Below are 25,825 nucleotides of genomic sequence, written 5' to 3'. Positions count from 1 at the left end.
GGATCTAACCTGCGCCGACCTTATAAGGTGCGCCGCGAGGCGTGCAGGGGTCTGGCCGCGGATGGCAGGCGGGAGGGAGACCTCGGGAGCGCGTCATCGGGACGCGGTCGTCGCACCGAGGTTTGCTGGGGCTTGATCCGCGTCGGGAAGGGGGGAGGAGTCCAGCGGCGGGTGGGGGTCTATCTGGGCGGGTTGCCGCGCACGCGGCTACCTGACCTCGGTCGGCCAATCGGTCACGCTGGCGAGGGCAGCCTGCAATGACAGTGCCGAAGCCCGAGCCTGCTCGGCCCCGTGGGGGTTGAAGACATCGATCGCGAGCGGCGGGCCCTCGCCGAACTTGGGGATCTCCACTTCGACGCGACCGCCGCCGACGAGGGGCACGAACGGATGCGCCGTCCCGGCATTTCGCACGGTCGACCCGGCCGCCTCCGCGATCAGCCGCAGTGCGTCGGGCTTGGTGACGTGGGTCTGGGCCACGATCGTTGCCGAGTAGTCCATGGAACTCCTTCACTGAGGCGGACATCGCGAGGAACACATCTATCGAAGCAGGCTACGGCATCCGCGGGATGGGCACCGGGCCGGTTCCGCCGTGGCGCAGCCGAACTCCTCGACCTGTGGGTGAGCCGGAGTACCGTGGCACTGTCTGCTCACTTTCGCATCCAGAAGCTCTCAGAGGCCGGGGTCCCTATGTCGTCGCTCACCAACTACGGCCAGGCCATCGCCTCGACGACCGTCGCGCTCCAACGACTGCTGTCTTCTCCGCCGATCGGGCTGCAGGTCACGGCCTACGTGCTCGGCGCACCCCGCACCGGTGTCATCGGCCCCTCCATCAACCTGTTCCTCTACTACGACAGCCTGATCAGTTATCGGGAGGAGACCCAGAGGGGACCCAGCCGAGTGATTTCGGAGCTGCACTACCTGGTGAGTGCTTTTCCCGGCGACGACGTCGACACGGATGCCGGCAGCCACCGTGCCTTCGGTGCAGCGCGGGCCGCCATCGAACGCCATCCCGTGCTGAACGTCCCGATCGGCTCGGCAGACAACCTGCAGGTCTGGCTCTCACCCTCGCCGCTGACCAACGAGGTGCTGACCTCCCTCTGGCTGGCATCAAATGCACCGCTGCGACTGTCCTTCGGCGTGATGGCCTCGTTCACCCTGGACGCAGCTGAGCGCACGGCAGTGGTCGGAACCGTCCGTGATGTCGTGAAGCTGGCCGGGGCAGGTGCGCTCGCCGTGTTCACGGGAGCGGATGCCGTGACGAAGGCCGAGGCCGCGGCATCCGTCGCGAACGAACTGGGCAAGCCTCTCGTGACGGTGCCCCTGAACGAGGTCGTGGGAGCCAGTGCTGCCGCCACCGAGGACAACCTCGGCCGCATCTTCGAACAGGCCGAACACCGCGGCGCCGTGCTGATGATCGCCGAGTCCGACCCTCTGTTCGGGATGCGGCCGGAGGTGCTCGATGTCGACGACCCCTACTCCGGGTTGGAGATCGGATCCATCCTCGACCTGCTCGGCCAGTCACCGAGCGTCGTGATCATTGAGTTGACTCATCCGGCCGGGGACGAGCTGGCGGACCGGACCCGGGTCGAGGTGCGCTTTCCGGGGCCGGGGCCGGGGCAGGAGCCGGAGCCGGATTCCGCGTCGGCCACCGGGGACTGAGCACGTCCAGCCCGAGTTGCAGAGTTAGACCTCCCGACCGGGAGGTGAGTGTCAGGAACGCCTGCAGTGCTAGAAGAGGGCCGCGCCAGATCATGGTGGGCCTCGATTCCGTCGAATCGTCGGGTCGTCGGGACGTCGGGAAACACCTAAGACCGGTAGACACCTGTTCGTTCGCACCCGCCTACGCTGACAGGATGCCGTCTTTCCGTATCACCCTGATCATCGGTGCTCTCCATTCGGGCATCGCCCCGGACTCCGTCCTGCCGCATCTGACGGCCGCCGCCGCGGAGCTGACGACCGTGGAGGCATCCGATCTTGCCGTGGTGGCCGGTTCTCCGCGCGCGATCGTGCGCTTCACGGCGGATGACGCCGCGATGGCCCTCCGGGTCGGCGACCGAGTGCTCGTCGCGGCCCGCACCCACGTGGAGCCGGTGTCGTGGCAGGTGACCGAGCGGGTCACGACGCGCTGGTACCCGGTGCGGTGACGAGCCGCGCCCCTTCGTCGCCGCGGCGCTGCTCAGGCCGGGCCGGCGCGATGATGGTCGGTCGGTGACCGAGCTCCGACACGTTGTCCCGGGCGCCGAGAACCTGGCAGCGCTCCGTGCCCCGGTGCCACCAGAGCGAGGCCGTCCAGGCGCAGAGCAGGGCGTCGATCAGGTCTTCCCGGTGTTTGTAGGCTCGGTCGACCAACGGTGAATGCTCCGTCACCAGGGCGTCCGAGACGGGATGGGAGCCCAGGTCGAGCGGCGGCGACGCTCGGGTGAGCCCCCAGATCCGCTGGATGAGGTCATCGCAGACCATGGCCCGCGCAGTCCGGCGTTCGTCCGGCGGAAGAGAGGTGCCCATGCGCTTGTAGCGGGGTCGCTTGTCGAGGTAGCCGAACTCCGCCGCACCCACGAGCGTCGTGTAGGGGTAGCACTCGAAGAAGCTGGGGGTGGCCTTATCCATCGGCGCGAGGCCGTCGGTGTAGGTCCAGCCGGAGGCTTCCAATCGGCGGCGGATCGTCACCCCGCCGGCCCAGGGGCGGCCGAGGTTCGAGGCGTTCGCGGAGACATGCCAGCGGCCGTAGCGACTGCCGGTTTCCCGCTCGCACAGGCGCATGCCGGTGGGGTTGTTCACCACCAGGGGCGCGTCAACCGCCAGCACGGCGCCGGGTTCCCACAGGGAGTCGATCCAGCGCATCACGGCATCCGTGCCGCGGGCCCAGCCGGCGTCGAGCACCCGGCCGCTCTCGTCGATGCAAGCCAGGCCGGATTCATTGGCCGGTTTCGACGTGCTGCCTTCGGCCCAGGCCAGGTCAACTCCGAGGAATCGCGTCATGAGTTATGGATAGCACAGGGAGATGGCGGGCGCAGGTTCCGCCGAGGTTCGGCGCCCCTTCGTTGGGGCGTAGTCTTTTCGGATTGTTCAACAAAAAGGACAGAGGCCCTGACGATGACCCAGACCGAGAAACCATCCACGAACGGAAAGGTCATTGCGCTGGCAGTGGCGGGAGCCTTCGGCGGGTTTCTTTTCGGGTTCGACGCGTCCGTGATCAACGGCGCGGTGAATGCCATTCAAGACGAGTACGCGCTCACGGCGACCCTCACCGGCTTCGCGGTCGCGAGCGCGCTACTGGGCGCCGCAGCCGGGGCCTACCTGGGCGGCCGGGTCGGCGATCGATACGGTCGAATTCCGGTGATGCTTCTGGGCTCGATCATGTTCTTCGTCAGTTCGGTCGGTTCCGCCTTCGCCTTCAGCATCTACGACCTCGTGCTCTGGCGCATCGTCGGCGGTCTCGGCATCGGGCTCGCATCCGTGGTGGCCCCGGCGTACATCGCCGAGATCTCACCGCGAGCGATTCGGGGACGCCTCGGATCGCTCCAGCAACTCGCCATCACGATCGGTATTTTCTCTGCTCTGCTATCCGACGCCCTGTTCGCCAACACCGCGGGAGGCGCGGGTGAGCCCTCCCTGTTCGGGATCGATGCCTGGCGCTGGATGTTCCTGGCCTGCGCGCTGCCCGCCGCCGTGTACTTCGTGATCGCGAAGATCCTCCCGGAGTCCCCACGGTTCCTGGTGCTGAAAGACCGTGAGACGGAGGCCCGCGCGGTCTTCCAGAAGGTGTGGCCCAACGGCGATGTGGACCGCGAGATCCGCGACATCCGTGCCTCGATCAAGGCCGACACGCTGGGTCAGCGTACCGGGTCACTGCGTGGCAAGGCCTTCGGCCTGCGCCCGATCGTCTGGATCGGCATCCTCTTGTCGATGTTCCAGCAGTTCGTCGGCATCAACGTGATCTTCTTCTACTCGACCACCCTGTGGAAGGCGGTCGGCTTCGAGGAGTCGAGCTCGCTCACCATCTCGGTGTTCACCGGCCTGACCAACATCGCGGTTACCTTCATCGCCATCGCCCTGATCGACCGGATCGGACGTCGGCCGATCCTGATGACCGGTTCCATCGGCATGACGCTGTCGCTGGCCACGATGGCGATCGCCTTCAGCCAGGCGGTCACTGTGGGCGGCGAGATCAGCCTGCCCGGTGCGTGGGGTGGGATCGCCCTGGTCGCGGCCAATGTGTTCGTGGTCTTCTTCGGTGCGTCCTGGGGCCCGGTGGTCTGGGTGCTGCTCGGCGAGATGTTCCCGAACACCATCCGGGTGAAGGCGCTCGGCATCGCCGCAGCGGCCCAGTGGATCGCGAACTTCCTGATCGCCGTCACGTTCCCGACACTGGCGGCAGTCTCGCTGCCGTTGACCTACGGCCTGTATGCGCTGTTCGCGGCGCTGTCATTCGTGTTCGTGCTGACCAAGATTCCGGAGACCAATGGCATGTCCCTCGACGAGGCGAACACCCTTCTGCCGCCGAAGAACGCGGCGAAGACCGCGTCGAAGAACGCGGTGAAGCAGACCGAGGTCAGATAAGCCCGTGAAGAAGTTCTCCGACGCTGACGCCGAGCCTGGCGGCACGTTCGGTCAGACGGGCGTGCTCGTCGGCGGAGAGTTCCAGAGACACGGTGTGGGAGGCATCCGGCTCGTCGAACGCGAACAGCTCCGGATGCGACGGGCCGGCCGGGAGCTTCGGGGTGGCGGCAGGCGAAGCGACGGCCCGTGCTTTCGTGGCCGAGGTCAGCGCGGGGCGCCGAACCGGTGCGGCATCGCCCTCCCGCACCCAGCCGGGGCCGGCGTTGATCGGCGCGTTCCGCTGGTACGCCTCTGACACGGCTCGGGCCCGGCTGTCCGCGGCCTCGTTGAGCGGGTGGTTAGCGTGGCCCTTGACCCATTCGAACCGGTAGCGGCGTCCGGCCAGAGCTTCGTCGAGCTCCTGGAGCAGATCCAGGTTCATCACGGGCTTGCCATCCGCCTTGCGCCAGCCCTTGGCCTTCCAACCTCGCATCCACTTGGTGATGGAGTTGATCACATACTGGCTGTCGCACAGCACGAGAAGGTCGTCGTCGAGGTGCGCGGTGGCCCGGAACAGTTCGAGCACGGCCTTCAGTTCGCCCTGATTATTGGTGGCGTGCTTCCAGCCGCCGGCGGCCCAGCAGGAATCGTTGACGAACCAGGCCCATCCGGCGGGGCCGGGATTGCCCAGAGCCGAACCGTCGGCGGCGGCGATGATCGTCATACAGTGAGCCTTTCCTGTGGTCCCGCTGGTTCAGGACCTGTCTAGTCTGCCATCGCGGACCAGATGGGCGAGTCCTCATGGCCGCGGCCACTGAGAGTTCGCGGACGGGGGTTTCCGACTGGCTCTTCAGCCCAGCCCGAACGAGTTGGTTCGGTACCGGGTGCGGCGTCCGGCTCTGGAGGACCAGGGTCCACCGGGCACAGTCAGTTTTGACCGCAGGCAGCGACACAGCCAGTCGACGAGGACTCACTCAGTTAGCCGCTGATGCAGGTGCCGGACGAGATCGGGGAGCCGAGCGTGGCGGCCTGCTCTACGACCGGGTCGACTTCCTCCATGGCGAGGGCGTAACCGAGGTTCTCGGTGGTGGTCGACTTCGCGAAGATGACGCCCGTTACGATACCGGCCTCGCTGAGCAGGGGGCCGCCCGATTCGCCATGGTCGACGTCGGCAGCCAGCGTGTAGATCTGCCGGGAGGACGGGTCCTGCCCGTAGATGTCGGCGACCAGGGCCGGGGCCACGGCGACGACCTCGGCCGGCGCCGATTCGAATGGCCCGCCGAAGGGATAGCCGCTGCTCACCGCAAGGCTGCCCGGCGGAAGATTGTCGCCAAGGGAGAGCGGGGGAGCATCGAGCCCCGACACTGCGATCACGGCGAGGTCCACGATCGGGTCGAAGTAGACGATCTGACCCGAACGGGACCTGCCGTCGGGCGTGACGACGACGGGCTCCTCCACCCCGGCGACGACGTGAGCGTTGGTGAGTACCCGTTCCGGAGCGACCACGAAACCGCTGCCGGACTGATTCTGCCCGCACGCATAGGCGGTGCCGCTGATCTTCATCACCGACGCGCTCGCCGCGCGCAGGGCGTCGCTGTCGGTGCCCACGCTCGGCACGACCGGGGCCTCGCCGTTGAAGGCCTCCACGACACGCGGGATGCCCTCGGTCACCACGATGGAGCGCAGTTGGGCCAGGAAGCTCTTCACCTGGTCCGGGGTCAGGGAGTCGATCGAGCGGATCACGCTCGACGAGCTCACCGCCGACGACACCACGGGGACCCCGAGGGCACCGACGCTGAAGGCGATCATCGAGACCACGAGGGCCGACACCGCGACGGCTGCGCCGGCGCCGAGCACGCGGTCGACGACCCGGAGCTTGTTGCGAGTGCCCTGGGGAGTCAGGATCCTGCCGATGGAGCGTCCGAGCGAGAGGCCGCCGATCAGCAGAACAGCTGCGGCCGCGAGGGTCGCGGCCGTGCGCCACTCCGCGGCGGGAACCCAGGTGCCCACGAGCGGCACCAGAAAGTAGGCGGCGACGGCACCCGCCGCGAGTCCGGCGATTCCGGCGATGCTGCCGATGAGGCCGTTGCGGTATCCGGAAATCAGGTAGCCGAACAGAACGACCAGCAGCAACACATCCAGAAAAATTGAGAATGCCATCCGTGAACCTCGTCCTGTTGTCGGTGTCGTGCGCTTGCCCACCGGCCGCATCCGTCTGAACCAGAGTACGTGGCCAGTCCTCCCCAGAATGTGAATCCGCCGAGTCGTGCACCGACCCGGCCCGGATCGGGAGGTGGAGGCGGCTCCGGAGAGGGTGGACCCATGAACAGGACAATCGTCAAGACCAGGGAAGCACATGACTTCCTCGCGCTCGTGCCGCAGCTCGCCGGGTTCTTGCCCGAGAAGAGCCTGGTGCTCGTCGCCTTCCGTGGCAACCGTACCTGCGGGGCGATGCGGTTCAACCTGCCCGACCCTGCGGCACCGGAGAAGGTGCTCAAGCGCATCGCCACCACGCTCGTGGGAACGCTCTGCAAGATCCCGGACGTCGACGCGCTGGTGCCCGTCGTCTACAGCGACGAGAACATCGTGGCTGTGGCCGGCCTGCCGCAGGAACGCTTCGTCGAGGTGCTGTGCGCTCGCGCCCGGCTCTCCGGTTTCCTGCTTCGCGACGCCCTGTGCGTGGCCGCCGACGGGTGGGGCTCGTACTTCGACCCGGACTGCCCGGCCGGCGGGCATCCGCTCCGCGCGATCGCCGCCTCCGAGGTGCACCGGGCCATCCCCGACGAGGTTCGCCGCGACCTCGCGACGCTGCAGAGTCGCGCGGACTTGCCGGTGGTCGACCCGTCGATGAGAGAGCGGCTCGGCCGCCGGCTGGCGCGCTATCAACGCCTCGGTGGCCAGGCCGGCACAATGCCCGAACTGCTTGAGCTGGCCGGTGACATCCTTGACCCGGTGGTGGTCGCGGAGGCGGCGCTCGGTTTTGACCCGCAGAACCTGGGGCTTGACGACGCGGCCGCGTTGCTGTTCCTGATGCAGGGGCCGGCCTGCCGGGACCAGATGATGCTGCAATTCGCCTTCGGAGAGACGGTCGGCCGCAACACGCACTGCCTCAACCTGCGGTATGCCATCCTGCAGCGAGCCACGGGGCGGAGCCTGGACGACATCATCGCTGAGGAGCAGTCCGACGGACTCGACAGCCCGCACTCCCGGGTCACGAGCGACCTTATGCTCGGGCTCGGCCGGGAGCGCCCCGACCCCGAACGCATCGAGCCGGCGATCCGACTGCTGAAGGTGCTGGTCGCTCTGGCGCCGCGCACGGCCAGACCGGCGCCGCTGTGCATGCTGGCCTGGCTGTCGTGGGCGATGGGGCGCGGGTCGGTCGCCGGAATCTTCGTCGACCAGGCACTCGCCATTGACCGGCAGTACGGCATGGCTGAGTTGCTCCATACCGTTTTCGGTTCGGGGCACCTACCAGACTGGGCGTTTGCGGTCCCTCCGGACGAACCCGAAAACGCCTGAGTGGAATGCCGCTATCGGACTTCCGGCGGCAGGTAACCGGCTTCAGGCATCCGGTTGGCCGTAGCGGCTACAGGTACTTGGGCGCCTCCGACAGCACGCCGTACAGGATGTCGCCGATCTCGCTGAATTCGGCCGGGCCGATGGTCAGCGGGGGAGCGAGCTGCACGACGGGGTCTCCGCGGTCGTCGGCACGGCAGTACAGCCCGGCCTCGAACAACGCCTTGGAAAGGTAGCCGCGCAGCAGGCGCTCAGACTCGGCGTCGTTGAAGGTCTCCTTGGTGACCTTGTCCTTCACCAGCTCGATTCCGAAGAAGTAGCCCTCGCCGCGCACGTCGCCCACGATCGGCAGGGCGAGCAGCTTCTCGAGCTCGGCCCGGAAAAGTGGCGAGTTCTCACGCACATTCTCGTTGAGCTTTTCCTCCTCGAAGATGTCGAGGTTGGCCATGGCCACGGCCGCGGAAACCGGGTGGCCACCGAAAGTGTAACCGTGATAAAAGGTCGTGTCACCGTGCTTGAAGGGCTCGTAGATGCGGTCGCTGATAATGGTGGCGCCGATCGGGGAGTAGCCGCTGGTCATGCCCTTCGCGCAGGTGATCATGTCCGGCTCGATCCCGAAGGTCGTGGATGCGAACATGTTGCCGATGCGTCCGAAAGCGGTGATGACCTCGTCGGCCACCAGCAGCACGTCGTACTGGTCGCAGATCTCGCGCACCCGCTTGAAGTAGCCGGGGGGCGGCGGGAAGCAGCCACCAGAGTTCTGCACGGGTTCCAGGAACACCGCGGCCACGGTCTCCGGGCCCTCGAACTGAATCATCTCTTCGATGCGGTTGGCGGCCCACAGGCCAAACTTCTCCACGTCGTCACCGAGCCCGGAACCCAGCTCGTCGGCGCGGTAGAAGTTGGTGTTCGGGACGCGGAATCCGCCGGGGGTGACCGGTTCGAACATTTCCTTCATGGCCGGGATGCCCGTAATGGCCAAGGCGCCCTGCGGGGTGCCGTGGTAGGCCACGTTGCGGGAGATGACCTTGTGCTTGGTGGGGCGACCCTGCAGCTTCCAGTAGTACTTGGCCAGCTTGAAGGCGGTCTCCACGGCCTCGCCGCCTCCGGTCGAGTAGAAGACCCGGTTGAGGTCGCCGGGCGCGTTTGCGGCCAGACGATCGGCTAGTTCGATGGCGCTCGGGTGGGCGTAGGACCAGATTGGGAAGAACGCGAGTTCCTCGGCCTGCTTCGCCGCCACCTGGGCGAGCCGCTTGCGGCCGTGGCCGGCATTGACGGTGAACAGCCCGCTCAGGCCGTCGATGTACTTCTTGCCGTTCGAGTCCCAGATGTGGTGGCCGACACCCTTGGTGATGATCGGCACGCCGTGGCCGCTTTCGAGCACGGACTGGCGCGAGAAGTGCATCCAGAGGTGGTCTTTCGCCTTCTGCTGCAGGGTGGCGTTCTCTGCATCCGTGTAGACGCGGGGTGTGGCCGACACCTCGGCTGTGGTGTCGCCGGTGCTGTCGGTGGCAACTTCGGCGGCGACTGCGGCGACGGGCGCGGCGGAGTCGGTGGTGGCTAATGTGATTGTCATTTTTTTTACCGTGTTCCCCAGTTGTAGAACTGCTTGTGGAGTTTGAGATAAACGAAGGTCTCGGTGGAGCTGACGCCCTCGAGACCACGGATCTGTGAATTGAGGAGGTCGATCAGCTCGTCGTCGTCCTCGCAGACAACTTCGACCAGCAGGTCGAAGGATCCGGCCGTCAGGACGACGTAGTCGACGGCCGGAATGGCGGACAGCCGGTCCGCGAGCAGTCGAGTGTCCCCGGTCGCGCGGATGCCGATCATGGCCTGGCGGTAGAAGCCCAGCTGCATCGGGTCGGTGACGGCGACGACCTGCATGACGCCGGCATCCGTCAATTTCTGCACGCGCTGCCGCACTGCGGCCTCGCTTAGGCCCACCGCCTTGCCGATTTCGGCATACGAGCGTCGGCCGTCGTTCTGGAGCTGCTCGATGATCTTCTTCGAGACCTCATCCAGTGCTGCCGGCCTGCCCGCATTGCGCCCGTTTACGCTCATCCAGCGAGTATGCCAGCGGGAGTGACCTCAGGCAAGCGATTCCGCAGCAATTCACGTCAAACACAACGGAATCCTTGGGAGTTTGCCTGGTTCAGGCTCGGTTCCCGCCGCTGGGATAGTCGCTAATGGGGAGGTTCCGCCGGCTCATCGAACCACTCGGGAGTCCCGTGAGCGCTCGCGACCTTCGCAATTTCGTCATCGGCGGCCACCGTGGATAACCAATTCAACGGAGATTTTGGTTATAACCAGCTGCTTCGGCGGGTTCAGGGCCGATCCAGCCAGAATCTCCGTCGAATTCGTTCGGGACGGAGTTGATCCTCGGCTCGGTTCGGATCGACGTGGTGGCCGGAACGGACGTTCATCCCGCGCCGCGGCCCACTGCTCGATTGTGTCGGCGGCGGGAGCAATGGCCTCGTCGCGGAGATGCCGCACGGCGGACTCACGCACTCCGGCTACGGTAAAGACCTGTCGATGTACGAGCTCGAGGACTACGCGCAAATCACGCACGCCATGTCATACATCGGCCACCGACCTGATCGGCCACTGAATCGGCGTCCGAATATTGATCGTCAACGTAACGGAAAGGCACCATACCCGTGGGGCGCGTCGGATACGAAACCGGTCGCGGCACCGAAGCCGCCTGGACCTTCGTCGTGGGGCGCGGCTTCATCGCCGCCCTGCCCGCCGGCACCCCGTCGGGCATCACCCTGACCCTGGCCGCGCTGGTGACGGCACCCCACGTCGAAGCCGAAGAGCTCGTCGCTCTGTTGCCACTCGGTGGCGAGCACGCCGTCGAGCATTTTGCGGTGATCATTCAGCGCGCTTCCACGGACGGAGACGGCATCCCCGTCTCCGTGGTCCTTCGCGGCGAAGTCGCGGTCGACGTGTACTCGGTCGGTGGGTCGCGCCGGTTCTCGGACGTCAGCATTCGCCCCTGGCTGCTGGCCGACTTCCAGGCCGTGACCGGTCTCACGGTGGGTTCCACCGGGCGACCCGTGGCCTCCTCGCGCGCCCTCGACTCCGGCCGACCATTCGGGCTCGGATCCGTGTTCGCGAACACCCTGTTCTGGTCGCTGGCAGAGCACAGCCAATCCGAGGCAGCGCAGGCCGACGCTGCGCAGGCCGACGCTGCGCAGGCCGACGCTGCGCAGGCCGACGCTGCGCAGGCCGACGCTGCGCTGACTGACGACTCACCTGCCGACGATGCCACGATCGTGCGCTCCGGCGCCGCGGGCCGCGCGGCGGACGCCGACACCGTTCTCGCCCGCCCGGCCGGGGCCGACACCCTGATCTCCGACGTCCGGGCGCCCGGGCAGCCCGGGCCTGCGGCCGGCGCACGGGCCCGGGCCGCCGAGGCTCGCTTTGCGTTCCGGCTGCCGAACGGGGAGGAGATCCCGCTGGACCTTCCCTGCCGGCTCGGTCGCCGACCGCGAGCGCCGCGCATCAGTGCCACCGCGCCGGTGCGGCTGATCGAGGTTGCCTCGCCCACCTCCGCCGTCTCCGGAACCCACGTGGAAATACGACAGGAGGGCGGCTCTGTCGTTGTCACCGACCTCGGTTCCACGAACGGCACCGTGGTGGCTCCGCCACGCGGGCGCAGGCAACGGCTCCATTCCGGCCAATCGCTCGCAGTGCTGCCCGGTACGACGGTGCACTTAGGGGACGGTAATATCATCGAGATCCTCCCCGCAGCCGGCAACACGCCCGGTCAGTAATCGCACGGCAATTTCGGAAGGCACAACCGTGACCCAGATTGGTCAAGGCTCAACCGGTTCCATCGTCGTACTTCCATCGGTGCAGAAAACCGTGACGCTGGCCTGGGCGGCGATCACCGACACCGGGCACCGCCGCCAGATCAACGAAGACAGCCTTGTCGCCGAAATTCCCGTCTTCGCGGTCGCCGACGGCATGGGCGGTCACTCCGCCGGCGACGTCGCCAGCGCCGCCGTCGTGACCCGGCTGGCCGAGCTCGCCGGAACGGACCACGTCGAAGCGGAGGCGATCAACGACGCGCTCAGCCGTTCCGTCGTCGACATGGCCTCGGGCGAGGGTGTGACCGACCTTGGCACCGGAACGACCGTGACGGGCGCCGCGCTGGCCGTCGTCTCCGGCGAGCCGCAGTGGATCGTGTTCAACATCGGCGACTCCCGGGTGTACCAGCTCACCTCCGGCGTGCTGGAGCAGGTCACCACCGACCACTCCGTGGTCCAGGAACTCGTGGACGCGGGCCGGATCACCAGGGACGAAGCGGATGTGCACCCGCACGGCAACATCGTCACCCGCGCCGTGGGCTTCCACGAACCGCCCGTGCCCGACTATCGCATCCGCCCCCTGCAGGCCGGGATGCGGCTCCTGATCTGCTCCGACGGCCTGACCAAGGAGCTGACGGCGTACGGCATCCGTCATTTCTTGATCTCCAACCCGCGGGCGGATGACGCGGCCAGGGCTCTCTTGGAAGCCGCGCTCGACAACGGTGGCCGCGACAACGTCACGGTGATCGTGCTCGACGTGATCACCGTCGGCGATGTCGTACCCCCAGAGTTGGGGTAGCTTTCTACCGCCCGTCCGGCAGCGAGACACCTAAAATTAGGGAGCGCCTGTCGAGTCACCCGGTCGATATGCGCCTACTCACGCACGACCCGCACTGATGATGACACCGGGAGGCGACATGGCACGGCGCTTACCCTCCACGCCGCCGAACCTGCCGGGATTCTCCTATCTCCGTCCGCTCGGATCCGGCGGTTTCGCCGACGTGTTCCTCTACGAGCAGAACATGCCCAGGCGCCAGGTCGCGGTCAAGGTACTCCTGTCCGAGATCGTCAACGATCACGTGCGCCAGCTATTCCAGGCCGAGGCCAACCTGATGGCCCAGCTGAGCTCGCATCCGTCGATTCTCACGGTTTTCCAGGCGAGTGTCTCCGCGGACGGACGACCGTATCTCGTCATGGAGTACTGCTCCTCGACCCTCAGCCAGCGCTACCGCTTTGAACCGCTCTCGGTGCCGGATACCCTGCGGATCGGTGTGAAGATAGCGAGCGCTGTCGAGACCGCGCACCGGTCCGGGGTGCTCCACCGGGACCTGAAGCCGTCCAACATCCTGGTCACCGCGTATGGGCACCCGGTGCTGTCGGACTTCGGGATCGCTGCCACCCTCGGCGAGGCCGAGAGGAGCGACGCCATCGGGCTCTCCATTCCGTGGTCGGCCCCTGAGGTGCTGCTCGGCGAGATCTCCGGGTCGGTCGCCTCGGAGGTGTGGTCGCTCGGCGCCACCCTCTACTCGCTCCTGGCCGGTATGTCCCCGTTCGAAGTGGCCGGTACCGAGAACGGTTCGGCCCAGATGATGGCCCGCATCAACAAGGCCCGCGTGCCGCCGCTCGACCGCGCCGACGTGCCGGCCCGGCTCGGCGCCATCCTGAATCGCTCGATGTCGCGGCGGCCGGAACTGCGGCAGCCGAGCGTGCTGGAACTCATCCGAGAGCTTCAATCGGTGGAGGCCGAACTCGGTCTCGCGCAGACGCCCCTCGAGGTGGAGCAGGACGGCTGGGCCGTCGCTGCCCCCGCCGACCAGGAGGACCGGACCCGGATCACGGGCATCAACTCAGTCGACGCCTACGCCGGCCGCCGCCGCCGGAAGGCGTCGCCAACCGGCCTCGGCGCGCGCTCGGCGACCTCGGCACTGCTGAGTACAGGGCAGCTGACCACCGGCCCGCAGGGGGACACTGTGACCACCCGGCCCAAGAAGCGGAGGCGCACGCTCACGGTATGGGGACTCGTGTCTGCGGCGGTGATCATCGTGGGACTCGCGACCACGGCGGCGACCGTGCTGGTGACCCAGGCCGGCACCGACATCCCTCTGGTCAGTGATGTGGATGGCGCGCTCCGCTCTGGAACCATCGTGTTCAGCTGGGCCGACCCCGGGGTCCGGGACGGCGACACCTTCGTGGTGACCCTGCGCAGCGGTCAGAGCAGCATCCAGCGGGGAACGGAATTCCGGGTCGACCCGCAGGGACAATCTCGGGTCTGTGTGACCGTCACGGTCAACCGGGACGGCAAGCTCGGCGCTCCGAGCGGGGAAAAATGCGTCGACACCGGCCTTCCGGGCGCGTCCGGCGGCGCCGGGTGATCCGTCGCTGGCTCGCCCGCCACCGCTCGCTCTTCACCACCGCGCTCAGCGGCACCGTGGTCGTGGCCGTCATTGCCACCGTGGCCATCGCCTCCGGTGGATACACCGCGCAGCGCCTCGACCTCGGAGACGCGGCCGTCTGGGTGAGTAACGAGGCGCGCCAGGTCGTCGGGCGAGCGAATACGGCCGTCTTCGAACTGAACACGGTGGTCAGCGCCGGAAGCACCAGCCTCGACGTGGTGCAACGGGGCGCCACCGTGCTGGTGCTGGACCGTGGCAACAGCGCCCTCGACATCCTCGACCCCGCGACCGCGGAGGTGGCCGACAGCGTGGCCCTGCCGCCGGACGCTGCTTCGGTCTTCTTGGCCGGCGACCGGGCGGTGGTCACCGCGAACGGCGACGTCTGGAGCGTGGCCGCGAGCCAGCTGTCCGAGTTCGACAGCACCACCGAGCCGACGCTGGCCTTCGGTGCCGGCTCCGTGGTCAGCCTCGACGAGGCCGGCGTGCTGTTCGCCTTCACGCCGGCGACGGGGGAACTCTCCCAGGTCGACCTGCTCACCGCGGACACCATTACCAGTACGGTCACGCTCACGGCCGGCGAAAAGGATGACCGCTACCAGCTGACCAGCGTCGACGGCCGGTGGGCGCTGCTCAACGCCTCGAGCCGGCGACTGTTCCAGGCGGAGGGGGTTGAAGACCTGTCCGGGAGCATCCGTTCCGGGGATGAGCCCGTCCTGTCGGAGCCGAGCGTGACGGGCGACCGCGTTCTCATCGCCCACCGTGAGGGGCTCATTGCGGTGCCCCGTGCCGGCGGACGCCTGACTCCGCTCGTCACCGGCCGGAGCGGGGACGCCGCCGCGCCTGTACAGGACGCCTACTGCGCCCATGCCGCCTGGTCGGACGGCACCGTCTGGCGCGACTGCGCGGCGGCCGGCGCGGAGGGCGGCACCGGAAGCGACGGCGCCACCGCCACCCTGTCCGGCGTCGCCGGGGACGCCCGGCTGGCCTTCCGCCGGAACGGAACCGGACTCGTGCTGAACGACGCCCGCAACGGCACGACCTGGGCAGTGCAGCAGGGCAACGAACTGATCGACAACTGGGCCGAACTGATCGACACCGACCCCGATCAGCAGCAGGTCGAGCAGGCGGCTGACGACACCCCGCCGGAGTTCGAGAAGTCCCAGGTGCCACCCGTCGCTGTCGATGACGCTTTCGGCGGCCGGCCGGGACGCACCGTCACCCTGCCCGTACTGCTCAACGACTTCGACCCCAACGGCGACGTGCTGGTGATCTCGGCGCTCACCCCCGTGCCCGAGTCGGCCGGGCGGCTCGAGCTCGTGGCGGACACTCAGCAGGTGCAGCTGACCCTCACGCCGGAGGCATCCGGATCACTGAGCTTCGACTACATCATCGACGACGGGCGCGGCGGGAGCGCCTCGGCGACGGTCACGGTCGCGGTGCGCTCCCCCGAGGAGAACGCCGCACCCGTGCAGGCCCGCACGACGAACACCACGGTGCGCGCCAATGGACGGGTGACCACGGCGGTGCTGGGCGACTGGGTCGACCCGGACGGCGACCCGTTCTATCTGGCGGCGGCGACCGCGCCCGCACCGGACCAGGTCAGCTTCACGCCGGCCGGGTCCGTCGTCTACACGGATGCCGGCGCGGGCGGGGGCGCGAAAACGGTGGGCCTCACCGTCTCCGACGGCCGTGCCGGCGGGGCCGGCGCGCTCTCGGTGATGGTGCGGCCGAGCGGCTCGGTGCCCATCGTCGCCGAGGCGTTCGTGGTGCTTGCGACCGCCGGCAGCGAGGTGACCGTGTCGCCGCTGGAGCATGTGCGCGGTGGATCGGCGCCGCTGCGCCTGAGCAGCGTGCCGGCCAAACCCGAGGTGAACATCACTGCGGACTTCGACGCCGGCACCTTCCGGTTGCAGAGCAGCGTGGTGGGGGTGCACGAGATCGAGTACGCGGTGACGGATGGCGAACTCACCGCCACCGGGCGCATCCGCGTTAACGTGACGGCCGCGCCCGACGCCAGCAGCGCCCCCGTCACCGTGCCGCACACCGCATTCATCCGCGGCCAGCAGGCCACCCTCGTGGACGTGCTCGCCACGGACTCCGATCCGGCCGGTGGGGTACTCCTGGTGACGGGCATCACGGATGTCCCCGCCGACAGCGGGCTTCGAATCGAGATCCTCGACCAGCGCATCCTGCGCGTGACCCTGACCAAACCCCTCGAGGGCGGTACGGCCGTGTTCGGCTACCGGGTCAGCAACGGCCTCGCCGACGCCGCGGGCACGGTGACCGTGATCGAGATCCCGCCGCCGGCCCAAAAGCAGGCCCCGATCGCCGTGCCGGACTCGATCTCCGTGCGCGTCGGCGACGCCATCGACATCCCCGTGCTCGCGAATGACGAGCATCCCGAGGGCGACACCCTCACCCTGGCGCCGGAGCTCGCGACCGAACTGCCCGCTGGCGGCGGTCTGCTCTTCGTCTCGGGCCGGGTGCTGCGGTTCCTGGCGCCGGACACGGCCGGCAACGTCACCGCCGTCTACCGAGTGAACGCCCCAGACGGCCAGTTCGCGAACGCCGAGGTCAGCATCGCGGTGCGGGAAGCCGATCCCACCTCGAACAGCGCCCCCGTGCCGAAAACCGTGACGGCCCGTGTGCTCGCCGGGGACACGGTGAGCATCCCGATCCCGCTGTCCGGCATCGACACCGACGGCGACTCCGTGCAACTGGTCGGCCAGGAGACCAGTCCGGAGAAGGGGTCGGTCACGGTCACAGGCGTGGACTCGCTCGACTACACGGCCGGGGAGTACTCGGCCGGCACGGACACGTTCAGTTACTCGGTGGTCGACGCGCTCGGGGCCCGGGCCGTCGGCACCGTGCGGGTGGGGATCAGCCCGCGCCTCGACGGCGCCCGCAACCCGGTCGCCACTCCGGATGAAGTCGTGGTGCGCCCCGGCAGCACGATTGCCGTGCGGGTGCTCGAAAACGACTCCGACCCCGACGGCGGCACCCTGAGCATCACCGGCGTGGAGGCGAGCGGCCAGGCGAGCGGCCAGGCGAGCGGCGAGGCCGACTCGGGCACCGCCGTCGTCGACGGCGACACCGTGGCCGTGACCTCACCCGTGACACCGGGCCGCTACGGCTTCATCTATGAAATCCAGAACGTGCGGGGCGGAACGAGTTCCACCTTCCTCACGGTCGTGGTCCGCGAGGACGCCCCGCGCTCGCGTCCGGATGCACGCGACACTCACGTGCCGCTGTCCGACGTGCTCGAGGCCCGGACCGTCGACGTCGACGTGCTGGCCAACGTCTTCTTCGCGGAAGGGCCGGCCACCGCATTGGCTCTGACGGTGCCCGAGCGTTTCTCGGGAATCGCCGAGGTGACGCCGGCCCGGCGCATCCGGGTCACGGTGGGCTCGACCAGCCAGATCATCCCGTTCGCGGTGACGCACCCGGAGGACGCGAGCATCGTGTCCTACGCGTTCATCTGGGTTCCCGGGACCGACGACGCCCTACCCCAGGTGCGCCGCGGTGCCCCGCCGCTGACCGTGCAGAGCGAGGCGCTGCTCTCCATCGACATCAACGACTACGTCGTCGCGGTCGGCGGAAAAAAGGTGCGCCTCACCGACCGCAGCCTCGTGCGGGCGACGCATTCGGACGGGGCCGACCTGGCCCGGAACGACACCGGCCTCGCGTTCGCGAGCACCGACAAATACTTCGGGCCGGCGTCCATTTCGTTTGAGGTCACCGACGGTTCGGGGCCTGAAGACCCGGATGGGCGCACGGCGACCATCGTGCTGCCCATCGAGGTCACGCCCCGCGAGAATCAGCCGCCCGGTTTCAATGGAGCGGTGCTCGAGTTCGAGCCCGACCAGGAGAAGGTCATCGACCTGACCCGACTCACCAGTTACCCGTATCCGAACGACCAACCTGAGCTGGCGTACACCGTGCTCGACCCGCTTCCGACCGGTTTCAGCTACGCGCTCGACGGGCAGACGCTCACCCTGCGCGCCACGGAATCCACCCCGAAGGGCGCGCGGAGCACGATCACGATCGGCGTGCGCGACGGCGTTCAGGAGGGCCGAGCCGGCCGGGTCGACCTGCGCGTGGTCGCGTCAATGCGACCCGTCGCCATCCCCGTGACGGATGCCGCGGTCGCTCCCCGCGGTCGCACGACCGTCGTCGACGTGCTCGCGAACGACGGCGCCACCAATCCTTTCCCGTCCGTGCCGCTGCGCGTGCTCGCGGTGCGCGGCCTGGACGGCGGCGCCGTTCCGGCCGGGGTGAGCATCACGCCCAGCACGGACCGAAGCCGGCTGTCGGTCCGGGTGGCCTCGGACGCCGCGCCGACCGACCTGACCCTGCAGTACCAGGTGGCCGACGCGACGAACGACCCTGCCCGCTACGCCTGGGGCACCGTGCGCATCTCGGTGCAGGACAAACCCGACCCGGTGTCCAGCCTGCGCGTCACCGGCTTCTTCGATCGGGGCCTGTCCTTCTCGTTCAACGCCGGGGCCTTCAACAACTCAGCGATCACCGGGTATCAGATTTCCCTCCTCGACGCCGCGTCGGGGGCCGTGCTGTCCACCTCGCTCTGCTCAGCGACCTCCTGCCAGGTCGCGACGCCCGGCAACGGCCAGGGCAATGCTCTGCGAGTGTCGGTCGCCGCGCAGAACGGGATCGGGCTGTCCGAGGCGACCGTGCTGTCCGATCGGGTCTGGTCCGACTCGGTGCCGACCGCGCCGACCGGCCTGGTTGCGGAGCCGCTCGACGGCGGGCTGCGCCTGCGCTGGAACACCGTTGCCCCGGTGGGCGGCGGGACGGCGATTCGCGGCTATGTGGTGACCCGGAACGGCGCCGTCCAGGAGGAGGTCAGCGCTTCCGGATCGAGTTGCGCGGCGGGAACCTGCTCCGTCGACGTGATGGGCCTCGTCAACGGCGTGAACACTCCCTTTACGGTCAGCGCCCGCAACGACGCCTACCCGGCCCTGGCCGGTTGGAACAGCGCGGCGGGGAGTGCGACGCCGTTCGGCCCGGCCCGCGCCGGCGCGATCACGGCCAGCGCGGCCGACGCCGACGGAGCGGTGACCGTGACGTGGGACGGGTTCGACGGCCGCGGCGCCCTCATCGGCGGCTACTTCGTGCAGCGGCTGCGCGAAGATCAGGTTCCGACGGGTGCGCAGGCGTGCACGGTGTCCGCGTCGGGGGAGCTTCAGCCACCGACAGAGGGCGGCATCGTCGCCCAGCAGAAGGCGCTCGGCGGCGACGCGACCAGCACCGTGTTCGACAGCCTCCTCGCGGACAACGGCCGCTACTACTTCGCCGTCTGGGGGTACAACAAGGCCGGCTGCGCCCCGACGGCGGTGGCGAGTGTTCTCGTGCGCCCGGCGCCCGGACCGGTCACCGATGTGCAGAGCACCATGGCGGCGCGGGGCGATGCTTGGGATTTGCGCGTCGACGGGATCAACCCGAGTGCGGGCATCCGGGACTACCGGCTGCGCGCGGTCGACGGCTCCGGCGGGGTCGTTCCGAGATCCGAGGTCGTCTTCGGCGGGGCCGGCTGGCCGCGCGAACTTCTGAGTCTCCCGTTCGGTGAGATCGTGCGTTATCAGGTTTCGGCCTGTACCGGCTGGGGCTCGTGCGGGCCGTGGTCGGGCACGCTGACCGCGCCCGAGGCCTCCGTCAGCTTCACCGTGACCGGGCTTGCCTACGACCCGGCCACCGGAGTCATCAGCTGGACCAATGGGCCTCAGAACAACGGCCTTCCCGCCGCCTACAGCTGCTCGGTGCCCGGCGACGCCACGGTGACCCCGCGGGATGCCGACTCCCCGAACACCTGCAGGTTCGGCACCGGCGCGCCGCCCCCGCCGGCCGGTGCCGTGCTTCTGGCAGTGACCGTGAATAATCAGACCTATACCTATGCGCCGTGAACCAACGAAAGTGATCACCCCATGACGATGACCGCGGAGCAGGCGGCCCAGTTCGCCGACGTTTTCGACCGACTGGTGACCGGGGTCGAGCAGGTGCTGCTGGGCAAGCACCACGTCATCCGGATGTCGTTCACCGCGCTTCTCAGCGGCGGACACCTGCTGCTCGAGGATGTGCCCGGCACCGGCAAGACCTCGCTCGCGCGCGCCATCGCACAGAGCGTGCGCGGTACCAGCAACCGGGTGCAGTTCACCCCCGACCTGCTGCCGGGCGACATCACCGGGGTGAGCATCTACGACCAGCGCAGCGGGGCGTTCGAATTCCACCGCGGGCCGGTCTTCGCCAACATCGTTCTGGCCGACGAGATCAACCGGGCCAGCCCGAAGACCCAGGCCGCGCTGCTCGAGGTGATGGAGGAGGGTCAGATCACCGCCGACGGCGTCACCCACCCGGTGGCGGCCCCGTTCATGGTGATCGCCACCCAGAACCCGATCGAGCAGGCCGGCACATACCGGCTACCCGAGGCGCAGTTGGACCGATTCATCATGAAGGCCTCCATCGGCTACCCGGACCACGCCTCGACCATTCGAATCCTCGAAGGTGCCGGGCAGCGCGCGCACGAGGTGACCGTGCCTCCGGTGGTGTCCGCGGCGACCGTCGTCGAACTGGCCGCCCTGGCCCGCACCGTCTACGTCGACGCCACCATCAACGATTACGTGGCGCGACTGATCGACGGCACCCGCACGAGCTCCGAGGTACGTCTGGGCGTCAGCGTGCGCGGGGCGCTCGCGCTGATCCGCACCGCGAAGACCCTCGCCGCCGCGAACGGCCGCCACTACGTGGTGCCCGATGACATCAAGGAGCTGGCTCACGCCGTGCTCGGGCACCGGCTCGTGCTCGACCCCGAAGCCGAATTCGACGGTGTCACCGCCTCCAGTGTGATCGCCCGGGTGCTGATCGAGACTCCGCCGCCCAGCGACAGGCAGGCTGCGTGACGCAGATCGTGCCGGGTCCGGGCGCAGGCACAGCTACCGCGCCTGCGCTGCTCGCGCCCGCGCCGCCCGCTACTCTGCCGGTCGCAGTCTCCGGTGACGGCCGGCTGGCCGACTTCGCCGCGGCGGGAGTCCGGTTCGGGCGGGAATGCGGTGCTCGTGTCGCTGGCGCCCTGCGTGCGGTCTTGTCCGTGGTCACCCCGCTCGGCTGGGCCGTCCTGGCGGTCGTGGGGGTCTCGTTCCTGTTCGGCTATGCGCTGGGCTGGACCGAGCTGATCGTGATCGGCTGGGCCGGGCTCGTGCTCCTGGTGGCGGCATCCTGTTTCCTGATCGGTCGGAACGCGTTCGAGATCCACCTGCACCTGCCCGTGGAGCGGGTGGTCGTGGGGGAGCGGGTGCCCGGCCAGGTGAGCGTGCGGAACCCGACCCGCCGGAGGCTGCCGGGCGTGGGCGTCGAGGTGCCGGTCGGCTCCGGGCTGGCCGAATTCTCGATGCCGAGCCTCGCCCGCGGTGAGGACTTTTCGGACGTCTTCATCGTGCCGACCCGCAGACGCGGCGTGATGCCGATCGGTCCGGTGCGGACGGCGCGCGCCGACCCGATCGGGCTACTGCGCCGGGAGATCGTCTGGGCCGAACAGGTCTCGCTGTTCGTGCACCCGCGCACGGTCTCGATCCCGAGCATGAGCACGGGCTTCATCCGCGACCTTGAGGGCAATCCCACCCGTGACCTGACCAACAGCGACGTCTCGTTCCACGCGCTGCGCGAATACGTGCCCGGGGATGAGCGGCGCACCATCCACTGGAAGAGCACCGCGAAGACCGGCCGCTACATGGTGCGCCAGTTCGAGGAATCCCGCCGCAGCCACCTCATGGTCGCTCTCAGCCTGGCGCAGTCCGACTATGCCGGCGAGGACGAATTCGAGATGGCCGTCAGCGTCGCCGGCAGCCTGGGGGTGCGGGCCATCCGCGACGCGCGCACGGTCTCCGTTGTCGCCAGTGCGGTGCCGCCGGACTCCAGCCGACGACGGATGCCGGGACTCCGTCCGCTGAGCACCCTCACCCGCACCCGGCTGCTCGACGATCTCAGCGGCGTGGAACGCTCCCTGGCCGCCCTGCCGGTCAGCGAGCTGGCCAGGGCCGCAGCGGACACCGTGGCCGGCATCTCGGTGGCCTTCCTGGTGTGCGGGTCGGCCACCACCCTCACGCAGGTGCGCACGGCCGCCAGCCGTTTTCCGGCCGGCGTCGACGTGGTCGCCGTGATCTGCGCCCCGGAGACCGTCCCCAGCCTCCGCCGCGTGGCCGAGTTGAGCGTGCTCACCATCGGCTACCTCGACGACCTGCAGCACAGTCTCGCCCGAACGAAGGCGGCATGAGCGCGCGGTGGGTGAGGAGCGGAGGCGCGCGCCGAGGCGGCATGGCGGTCCGCGGCATCCGTCTGGACTGGCGCTTCATCGTCGGCAACACCGTCGGGCTGCTCCTGGCGACCCTGATCGCGAGCGCCTCGCTCTGGCCGGTCTATCAGAGCCGCGAGTTCATCGTGCTGGTCGGCGTCACCTTCGGGCTGGGTACCGTCGTCGCCATACTGGGGGCGCTGTTCCGCTGGGGCACCTGGCTGGTGGCGCTTTCCACCGTGGGGGTCTACCTACTCGCCGGGGTGCCACTGGCCGTTCCTGGTCGGGCGGTGCGCGGCATCCTGCCCACCCCGGACGGCCTGCTCGACCTGCTCGCCGCGACCGCGCTGAGCTGGAAACAGCTCGTCACCATCGTGCTTCCGGTCGGTTCCTATCAGGCGCTGCTCGTGCCCGCCTTCATTCTGGTGCTGCTCAGCACCGTGATCGGGCTGTCGGTCGCCCTCCGCGCCCCGGTCGGCGAGCTCGGCACACTGGCCCCCGCCATCCTGTTCGTCAGCGGCATCGTGCTGGGCCCGACGGTCGCGACCATGCCGATCGGAACCGGTCTCGGCCTCTTTGTTGTGCTCTTGTTCTGGCTGCTCTGGTTTCGCTGGATGCGCCGCCGTTCCGGCGTGCGGCTCGCCCTGCAGCAATCCCGCCGCAGCACGGCGTCGTCGTCCGACCGGCGGCTCGCGGCGGCCCGCGGGCTGGTCAGCGCAGCCGTGATCGTGGCGGTGGCGATCGCCGCGGGAACCGGAGCCGCGGTCGTGCTGCCGGCCGACGTGCCGCGCGACGTGCTGCGCGCTCGGGTGCAGCAGCCGTTCGACCCTCGGGCCTACCCGAGCCCGCTGAGCGAATTCCGCGGTTACCTGCAGGCCGGGCGGGCGGATGCGGTGCTCCTCGAGGTGACCGGCCTCCCGAGCGGCGGCCGCCTCCGCTTGGCCACCCTGGACAGCTACGACGGGATCGTCTACTCGGTCGGCAGCGACCAGGTCAGCAGCGCGTCCGGCTCCTTCACCCGGCTGCCGGACCGTCTCGACCAGTCCCTGGTCGACGGCGACCCGGCCACCCTCACGGTGACCGTCGAGGGCTACACCGGCGTCTGGGTGCCCGGCGCCGGCCAGCTCGAACGCATCACGTTCAACGGCCCCACCCGGATCCTGCGCTCCGACTCCTTCTATTACAACGACAACAGCGGCACGGCCGCGGTGCTCACCGGGCTGGTCCGGGGCGATGGTTACCAGAGCGTGGGCGTCATCCCGCGGTCACCGGACAGCCTGGCCGACCTGCGACCCGGCAGCGCCGTGCTGCCTGCGCCCGCTGTTCTGCCGGACGAGGTCGAACAGACGCTCGCCCGCTACGTGCAAGTCGGCGACCCGCCCGGTGTGCAGCTGCAGGCAGTGCTCGACGGCCTGAAAACGGATGGTTACATCAGCCACGGCATCCTCCCGGACGAACCGGCGAGCCGGTCCGGGCACGGCGCCGACCGCATCAGCGAGCTGTTCACCGACCAGCCCATGCTCGGCGACGCCGAGCAGTACGCCGTGGCCGCGGCCCTGATGGCGCGCCGGCTCGGCTTCCCGGCCCGGGTCGTCATCGGCTTCGTGCCGCAGGCGGCCGCCGGCGCCGAGGCCGCCTCCGGGGCCGAGGCGGTCCCCGTCGTCGGTTCCGACATCTCGGCGTGGATTGAGGTTTCCTCTACCGAGGGCTGGGCCACGATCGATCCGAACCCGGCCGTGCGGGACATCCCGGCTCGGGCCCCCGATGACCCGTCGGTTGTTTCCCGGCCGCAGTCGGTTGTGCCCCCGGCCCTCCCCGACCCGGTGGAACTGCGCGAGCCAGCCCCGCCGGAGAGCACCAGCGACGACCCGCCGGAACCGCTCAACCCGCTGCTGGTCTTCCTGCTCGCCGCGGCGACCATCGCCGCCTGGACGCTCCTCGGTCTCGGCGTACTGATCTCGCCCCTCCTGCTGATCGCCCTGGCCAAAGCACGCAGGCGGCAACTGCGCCGCACCCGGTCCACACCGCTCGACCGGATTCGGGGCGGCTGGCGAGAATTCACCGACGCCGCCGTGGACCATGGCATCGATGTTCCGGTGGGGGCCACCCGCACGGAAGTGGCCGCGCTGGTGCCGGGACCGGAACCTCTGACACTGGCCGTCGCCGTTGACCGTGCCGTGTTCTCCCCGGAACGGCCGGGCAATGCCGCCGCCGAGGACGTGTGGACCGCGGTCACCGACCTGCGTCGCTCGCTCAACGCGGGGAGCAGGCGCACCGACCGGCTTCGGGCCCTCGTGTCGTTGCGTTCGCTGGGTCGGTACGCTGGAGGGGCATCCGTTCGCCGATCTGCCCCGAGCGGGAGCGGCCCTGCACCGGGAGGAGCCCGCCCATGAACTGTCTGATCTGCGGTGCGCAGCTTCCCGTCGGCGCCATGTTCTGCGGCGAATGCGGCAGCTCGAGCACGGCCACCCCGCTAACCCGGAAGCGACCGGACCCGCGGCCCAGCGACACAACGGTCATCCTGCCGCTCCGTCGGCGCTCCGTGATCTCGGTGCCGGTCGTGTCGGTGCCGGNGGTGCCGGTTGTGTCGGTGCCGGTCGTGGTGCCGGTTGTGTCGGTGCCGGTCGTGGTGCCGGTTGTGTCGGTGCCGGTCGTGGTGCCGGTTGTGTCGGTGCCGGTCGTGGTGCCGGTTGTGTCGGCTCCGGTCGAGGCTCCCGCCCCAGTGCCGCTCCAGGCTCCGGAACCCGCCCCCGCCCCTACCGCGTCCCTGTTCGTGCTCCAGTTCAGCACGGGGGAGACGATCTCGGCCCTCGGCACCGGCCTGATCGGTCGCCGGCCGCTGCCCCAGCCGACCGAACGCGTCGACATCCTGGTGCAGATCAACGACCTCGGCCGTTCGGTGTCGAAGAGCCACCTCGAGTTCGGCCAGTACGATGGCGAGTTCTGGGTCAGTGACCGGTACTCGGGCAATGGCACCATCATCCGTCGCCCGGATGCGGTGGCGGTGCGCTGCGAACCCGGCCGGCGCTATCTGGTGCCGCGTGGTTCCCGGGTCGAGATCGCGGACCAGTTCTTCATCCTCAATTAGTCCCTCACCAACTGACCCCTCCCCGGCCAGATGAGTGTGCCCAATGACCGTGGGCGCTGAAGGTCCGCGGATTGGAGTGTTCCGAGGCGATTATGCTCGGTGCCGGTGCCGGTGCCGGTGCCGCGCCGCTGCCGCCGCCGAGCCCGCGCCGAGCCGACGCCGAGCCGCGCCGCTG

The 25,825-nt window shown here is 68.9% G+C and carries 18 protein-coding genes; 12 read left to right on the top strand and 6 right to left on the bottom strand.

Annotated elements, in window-relative coordinates:
• Nucleotides 1-207: 207 nt before the first annotated feature.
• On the bottom strand, nucleotides 208-498 hold the full coding sequence (locus E3O28_RS16290) for a hypothetical protein (RefSeq protein WP_104099644.1): 291 nt from the start codon (nucleotides 496-498) through the stop codon (nucleotides 208-210).
• 135 nt (nucleotides 499-633) lie between these two features.
• Between E3O28_RS16290 and E3O28_RS07590 the strand changes: the two genes are divergently transcribed.
• Nucleotides 634-1,659 (top strand): Pvc16 family protein, encoded by a 1,026-nt coding sequence (locus E3O28_RS07590; RefSeq protein ID WP_134342021.1) that lies wholly within the window; start codon nucleotides 634-636, stop codon nucleotides 1,657-1,659.
• Between the two features lie 194 nt (nucleotides 1,660-1,853).
• On the top strand, nucleotides 1,854-2,144 hold the full coding sequence (locus E3O28_RS07585) for a hypothetical protein (protein WP_134375057.1): 291 nt from the start codon (nucleotides 1,854-1,856) through the stop codon (nucleotides 2,142-2,144).
• Here E3O28_RS07585 and E3O28_RS07580 read toward each other — a convergent pair.
• Entirely contained in the window at nucleotides 2,116-2,979 is an 864-nt protein-coding gene (locus tag E3O28_RS07580; protein ID WP_104099669.1) for a DUF429 domain-containing protein, read from the bottom strand. The two genes, E3O28_RS07585 and E3O28_RS07580, sit on opposite strands and share 29 nt — an antisense overlap.
• Here E3O28_RS07580 and E3O28_RS07575 point away from each other — a divergent pair.
• Entirely contained in the window at nucleotides 2,917-4,560 is a 1,644-nt protein-coding gene (locus E3O28_RS07575; protein ID WP_255409011.1) for a sugar porter family MFS transporter, read from the top strand. The two genes, E3O28_RS07580 and E3O28_RS07575, sit on opposite strands and share 63 nt — an antisense overlap.
• On the opposite strand, the gene E3O28_RS17325 is transcribed toward E3O28_RS07575, so the two are convergent.
• A complete protein-coding gene (locus tag E3O28_RS17325; protein WP_134415521.1) occupies nucleotides 4,553-5,263 on the bottom strand; it encodes an RNase H family protein in 711 nt (236 codons plus the stop codon). The genes E3O28_RS07575 and E3O28_RS17325 overlap by 8 nt on opposite strands.
• 254 nt (nucleotides 5,264-5,517) lie before the next feature.
• Complete coding sequence (locus tag E3O28_RS07565) at nucleotides 5,518-6,699, bottom strand: MarP family serine protease (protein ID WP_134342022.1); 1,182 nt, start codon at nucleotides 6,697-6,699, stop codon at nucleotides 5,518-5,520.
• Between the two features lie 162 nt (nucleotides 6,700-6,861).
• Between E3O28_RS07565 and E3O28_RS07560 the strand changes: the two genes are divergently transcribed.
• Nucleotides 6,862-8,058, top strand: coding sequence for a DUF4192 domain-containing protein (locus E3O28_RS07560; protein ID WP_134415520.1), 1,197 nt, complete (start codon nucleotides 6,862-6,864; stop codon nucleotides 8,056-8,058).
• A 67-nt stretch (nucleotides 8,059-8,125) separates the two neighbouring features.
• On the opposite strand, the gene E3O28_RS07555 is transcribed toward E3O28_RS07560, so the two are convergent.
• Both E3O28_RS07555 and E3O28_RS07550 read right to left on the bottom strand, forming a co-directional pair.
• Nucleotides 8,126-9,631 carry an aspartate aminotransferase family protein gene (locus tag E3O28_RS07555; protein ID WP_104099638.1) on the bottom strand — a complete coding sequence of 502 codons (1,506 nt, stop codon included), beginning with the start codon at nucleotides 9,629-9,631 and terminating at the stop codon, nucleotides 8,126-8,128.
• A 5-nt stretch (nucleotides 9,632-9,636) separates the two neighbouring features.
• Entirely contained in the window at nucleotides 9,637-10,116 is a 480-nt protein-coding gene (locus tag E3O28_RS07550) for an Lrp/AsnC family transcriptional regulator (RefSeq protein WP_104099637.1), read from the bottom strand.
• 596 nt (nucleotides 10,117-10,712) lie between these two features.
• Here E3O28_RS07550 and E3O28_RS07545 point away from each other — a divergent pair.
• The 8 genes from E3O28_RS07545 (at nucleotide 10,713) to E3O28_RS16285 (ending at nucleotide 25,650) form a co-directional block, all read left to right on the top strand.
• The gene (locus E3O28_RS07545; protein WP_134415519.1) at nucleotides 10,713-11,831 is read left to right on the top strand and encodes an FHA domain-containing protein; all 1,119 of its coding nucleotides are present in this window, start codon (nucleotides 10,713-10,715) and stop codon (nucleotides 11,829-11,831) included.
• Between the two features lie 37 nt (nucleotides 11,832-11,868).
• Entirely contained in the window at nucleotides 11,869-12,666 is a 798-nt protein-coding gene (locus E3O28_RS07540) for a protein phosphatase 2C domain-containing protein (RefSeq protein WP_233191185.1), read from the top strand.
• A 118-nt stretch (nucleotides 12,667-12,784) separates the two neighbouring features.
• Complete coding sequence (locus E3O28_RS07535) at nucleotides 12,785-14,239, top strand: serine/threonine-protein kinase (RefSeq protein WP_134343316.1); 1,455 nt, start codon at nucleotides 12,785-12,787, stop codon at nucleotides 14,237-14,239.
• Nucleotides 14,236-20,181 (top strand): Ig-like domain-containing protein, encoded by a 5,946-nt coding sequence (locus E3O28_RS07530; protein ID WP_134415518.1) that lies wholly within the window; start codon nucleotides 14,236-14,238, stop codon nucleotides 20,179-20,181. Before E3O28_RS07535 ends, E3O28_RS07530 begins: the two co-directional genes overlap by 4 nt.
• Nucleotides 20,182-20,202: 21 nt before the next feature.
• Nucleotides 20,203-21,174 carry a MoxR family ATPase gene (locus E3O28_RS07525; RefSeq protein ID WP_104099631.1) on the top strand — a complete coding sequence of 324 codons (972 nt, stop codon included), beginning with the start codon at nucleotides 20,203-20,205 and terminating at the stop codon, nucleotides 21,172-21,174.
• Nucleotides 21,171-22,544, top strand: coding sequence for a DUF58 domain-containing protein (locus E3O28_RS07520; protein WP_241973053.1), 1,374 nt, complete (start codon nucleotides 21,171-21,173; stop codon nucleotides 22,542-22,544). Before E3O28_RS07525 ends, E3O28_RS07520 begins: the two co-directional genes overlap by 4 nt.
• The gene (locus E3O28_RS07515) at nucleotides 22,541-24,955 is read left to right on the top strand and encodes a transglutaminase-like domain-containing protein (RefSeq protein ID WP_241973052.1); all 2,415 of its coding nucleotides are present in this window, start codon (nucleotides 22,541-22,543) and stop codon (nucleotides 24,953-24,955) included. The genes E3O28_RS07520 and E3O28_RS07515 overlap by 4 nt, the downstream gene beginning before the upstream one ends.
• Nucleotides 24,952-25,650, top strand: coding sequence for an FHA domain-containing protein (locus E3O28_RS16285; protein ID WP_166784763.1), 699 nt, complete (start codon nucleotides 24,952-24,954; stop codon nucleotides 25,648-25,650). Before E3O28_RS07515 ends, E3O28_RS16285 begins: the two co-directional genes overlap by 4 nt.
• Nucleotides 25,651-25,825: the final 175 nt, after the last annotated feature.

It is taken from the genome of Cryobacterium sp. TMT2-14 (assembly GCF_004402465.1).
In the GTDB taxonomy this organism is placed as follows: Bacteria; Actinomycetota; Actinomycetes; order Actinomycetales; family Microbacteriaceae; genus Cryobacterium; species Cryobacterium sandaracinum.
Note: the sequence above shows the minus strand (reverse complement) of the source record. Positions and strands in the feature narration are given on the sequence as shown.

Excerpts from the sequence above, each read along its gene's own strand:
- E3O28_RS17325 (WP_134415521.1), bottom strand. The coding sequence starts at position 5,263 with ATGACGATCATCGCCGCCGCCGACGGTTCGGCTCTGGGCAATCCCGGC.
- E3O28_RS16290 (WP_104099644.1), bottom strand. The coding sequence starts at position 498 with ATGGACTACTCGGCAACGATCGTGGCCCAGACCCACGTCACCAAGCCC.
- E3O28_RS07565 (WP_134342022.1), bottom strand. The coding sequence starts at position 6,699 with ATGGCATTCTCAATTTTTCTGGATGTGTTGCTGCTGGTCGTTCTGTTC.
- E3O28_RS07550 (WP_104099637.1), bottom strand. The coding sequence starts at position 10,116 with ATGAGCGTAAACGGGCGCAATGCGGGCAGGCCGGCAGCACTGGATGAG.
- E3O28_RS07535 (WP_134343316.1), top strand. The coding sequence starts at position 12,785 with ATGGCACGGCGCTTACCCTCCACGCCGCCGAACCTGCCGGGATTCTCC.
- E3O28_RS07580 (WP_104099669.1), bottom strand. The coding sequence starts at position 2,979 with ATGACGCGATTCCTCGGAGTTGACCTGGCCTGGGCCGAAGGCAGCACG.
- E3O28_RS07515 (WP_241973052.1), top strand. The coding sequence starts at position 22,541 with ATGAGCGCGCGGTGGGTGAGGAGCGGAGGCGCGCGCCGAGGCGGCATG.
- E3O28_RS07555 (WP_104099638.1), bottom strand. The coding sequence starts at position 9,631 with ATGACAATCACATTAGCCACCACCGACTCCGCCGCGCCCGTCGCCGCA.
- E3O28_RS07585 (WP_134375057.1), top strand. The coding sequence starts at position 1,854 with ATGCCGTCTTTCCGTATCACCCTGATCATCGGTGCTCTCCATTCGGGC.
- E3O28_RS07525 (WP_104099631.1), top strand. The coding sequence starts at position 20,203 with ATGACGATGACCGCGGAGCAGGCGGCCCAGTTCGCCGACGTTTTCGAC.
- E3O28_RS07560 (WP_134415520.1), top strand. The coding sequence starts at position 6,862 with ATGAACAGGACAATCGTCAAGACCAGGGAAGCACATGACTTCCTCGCG.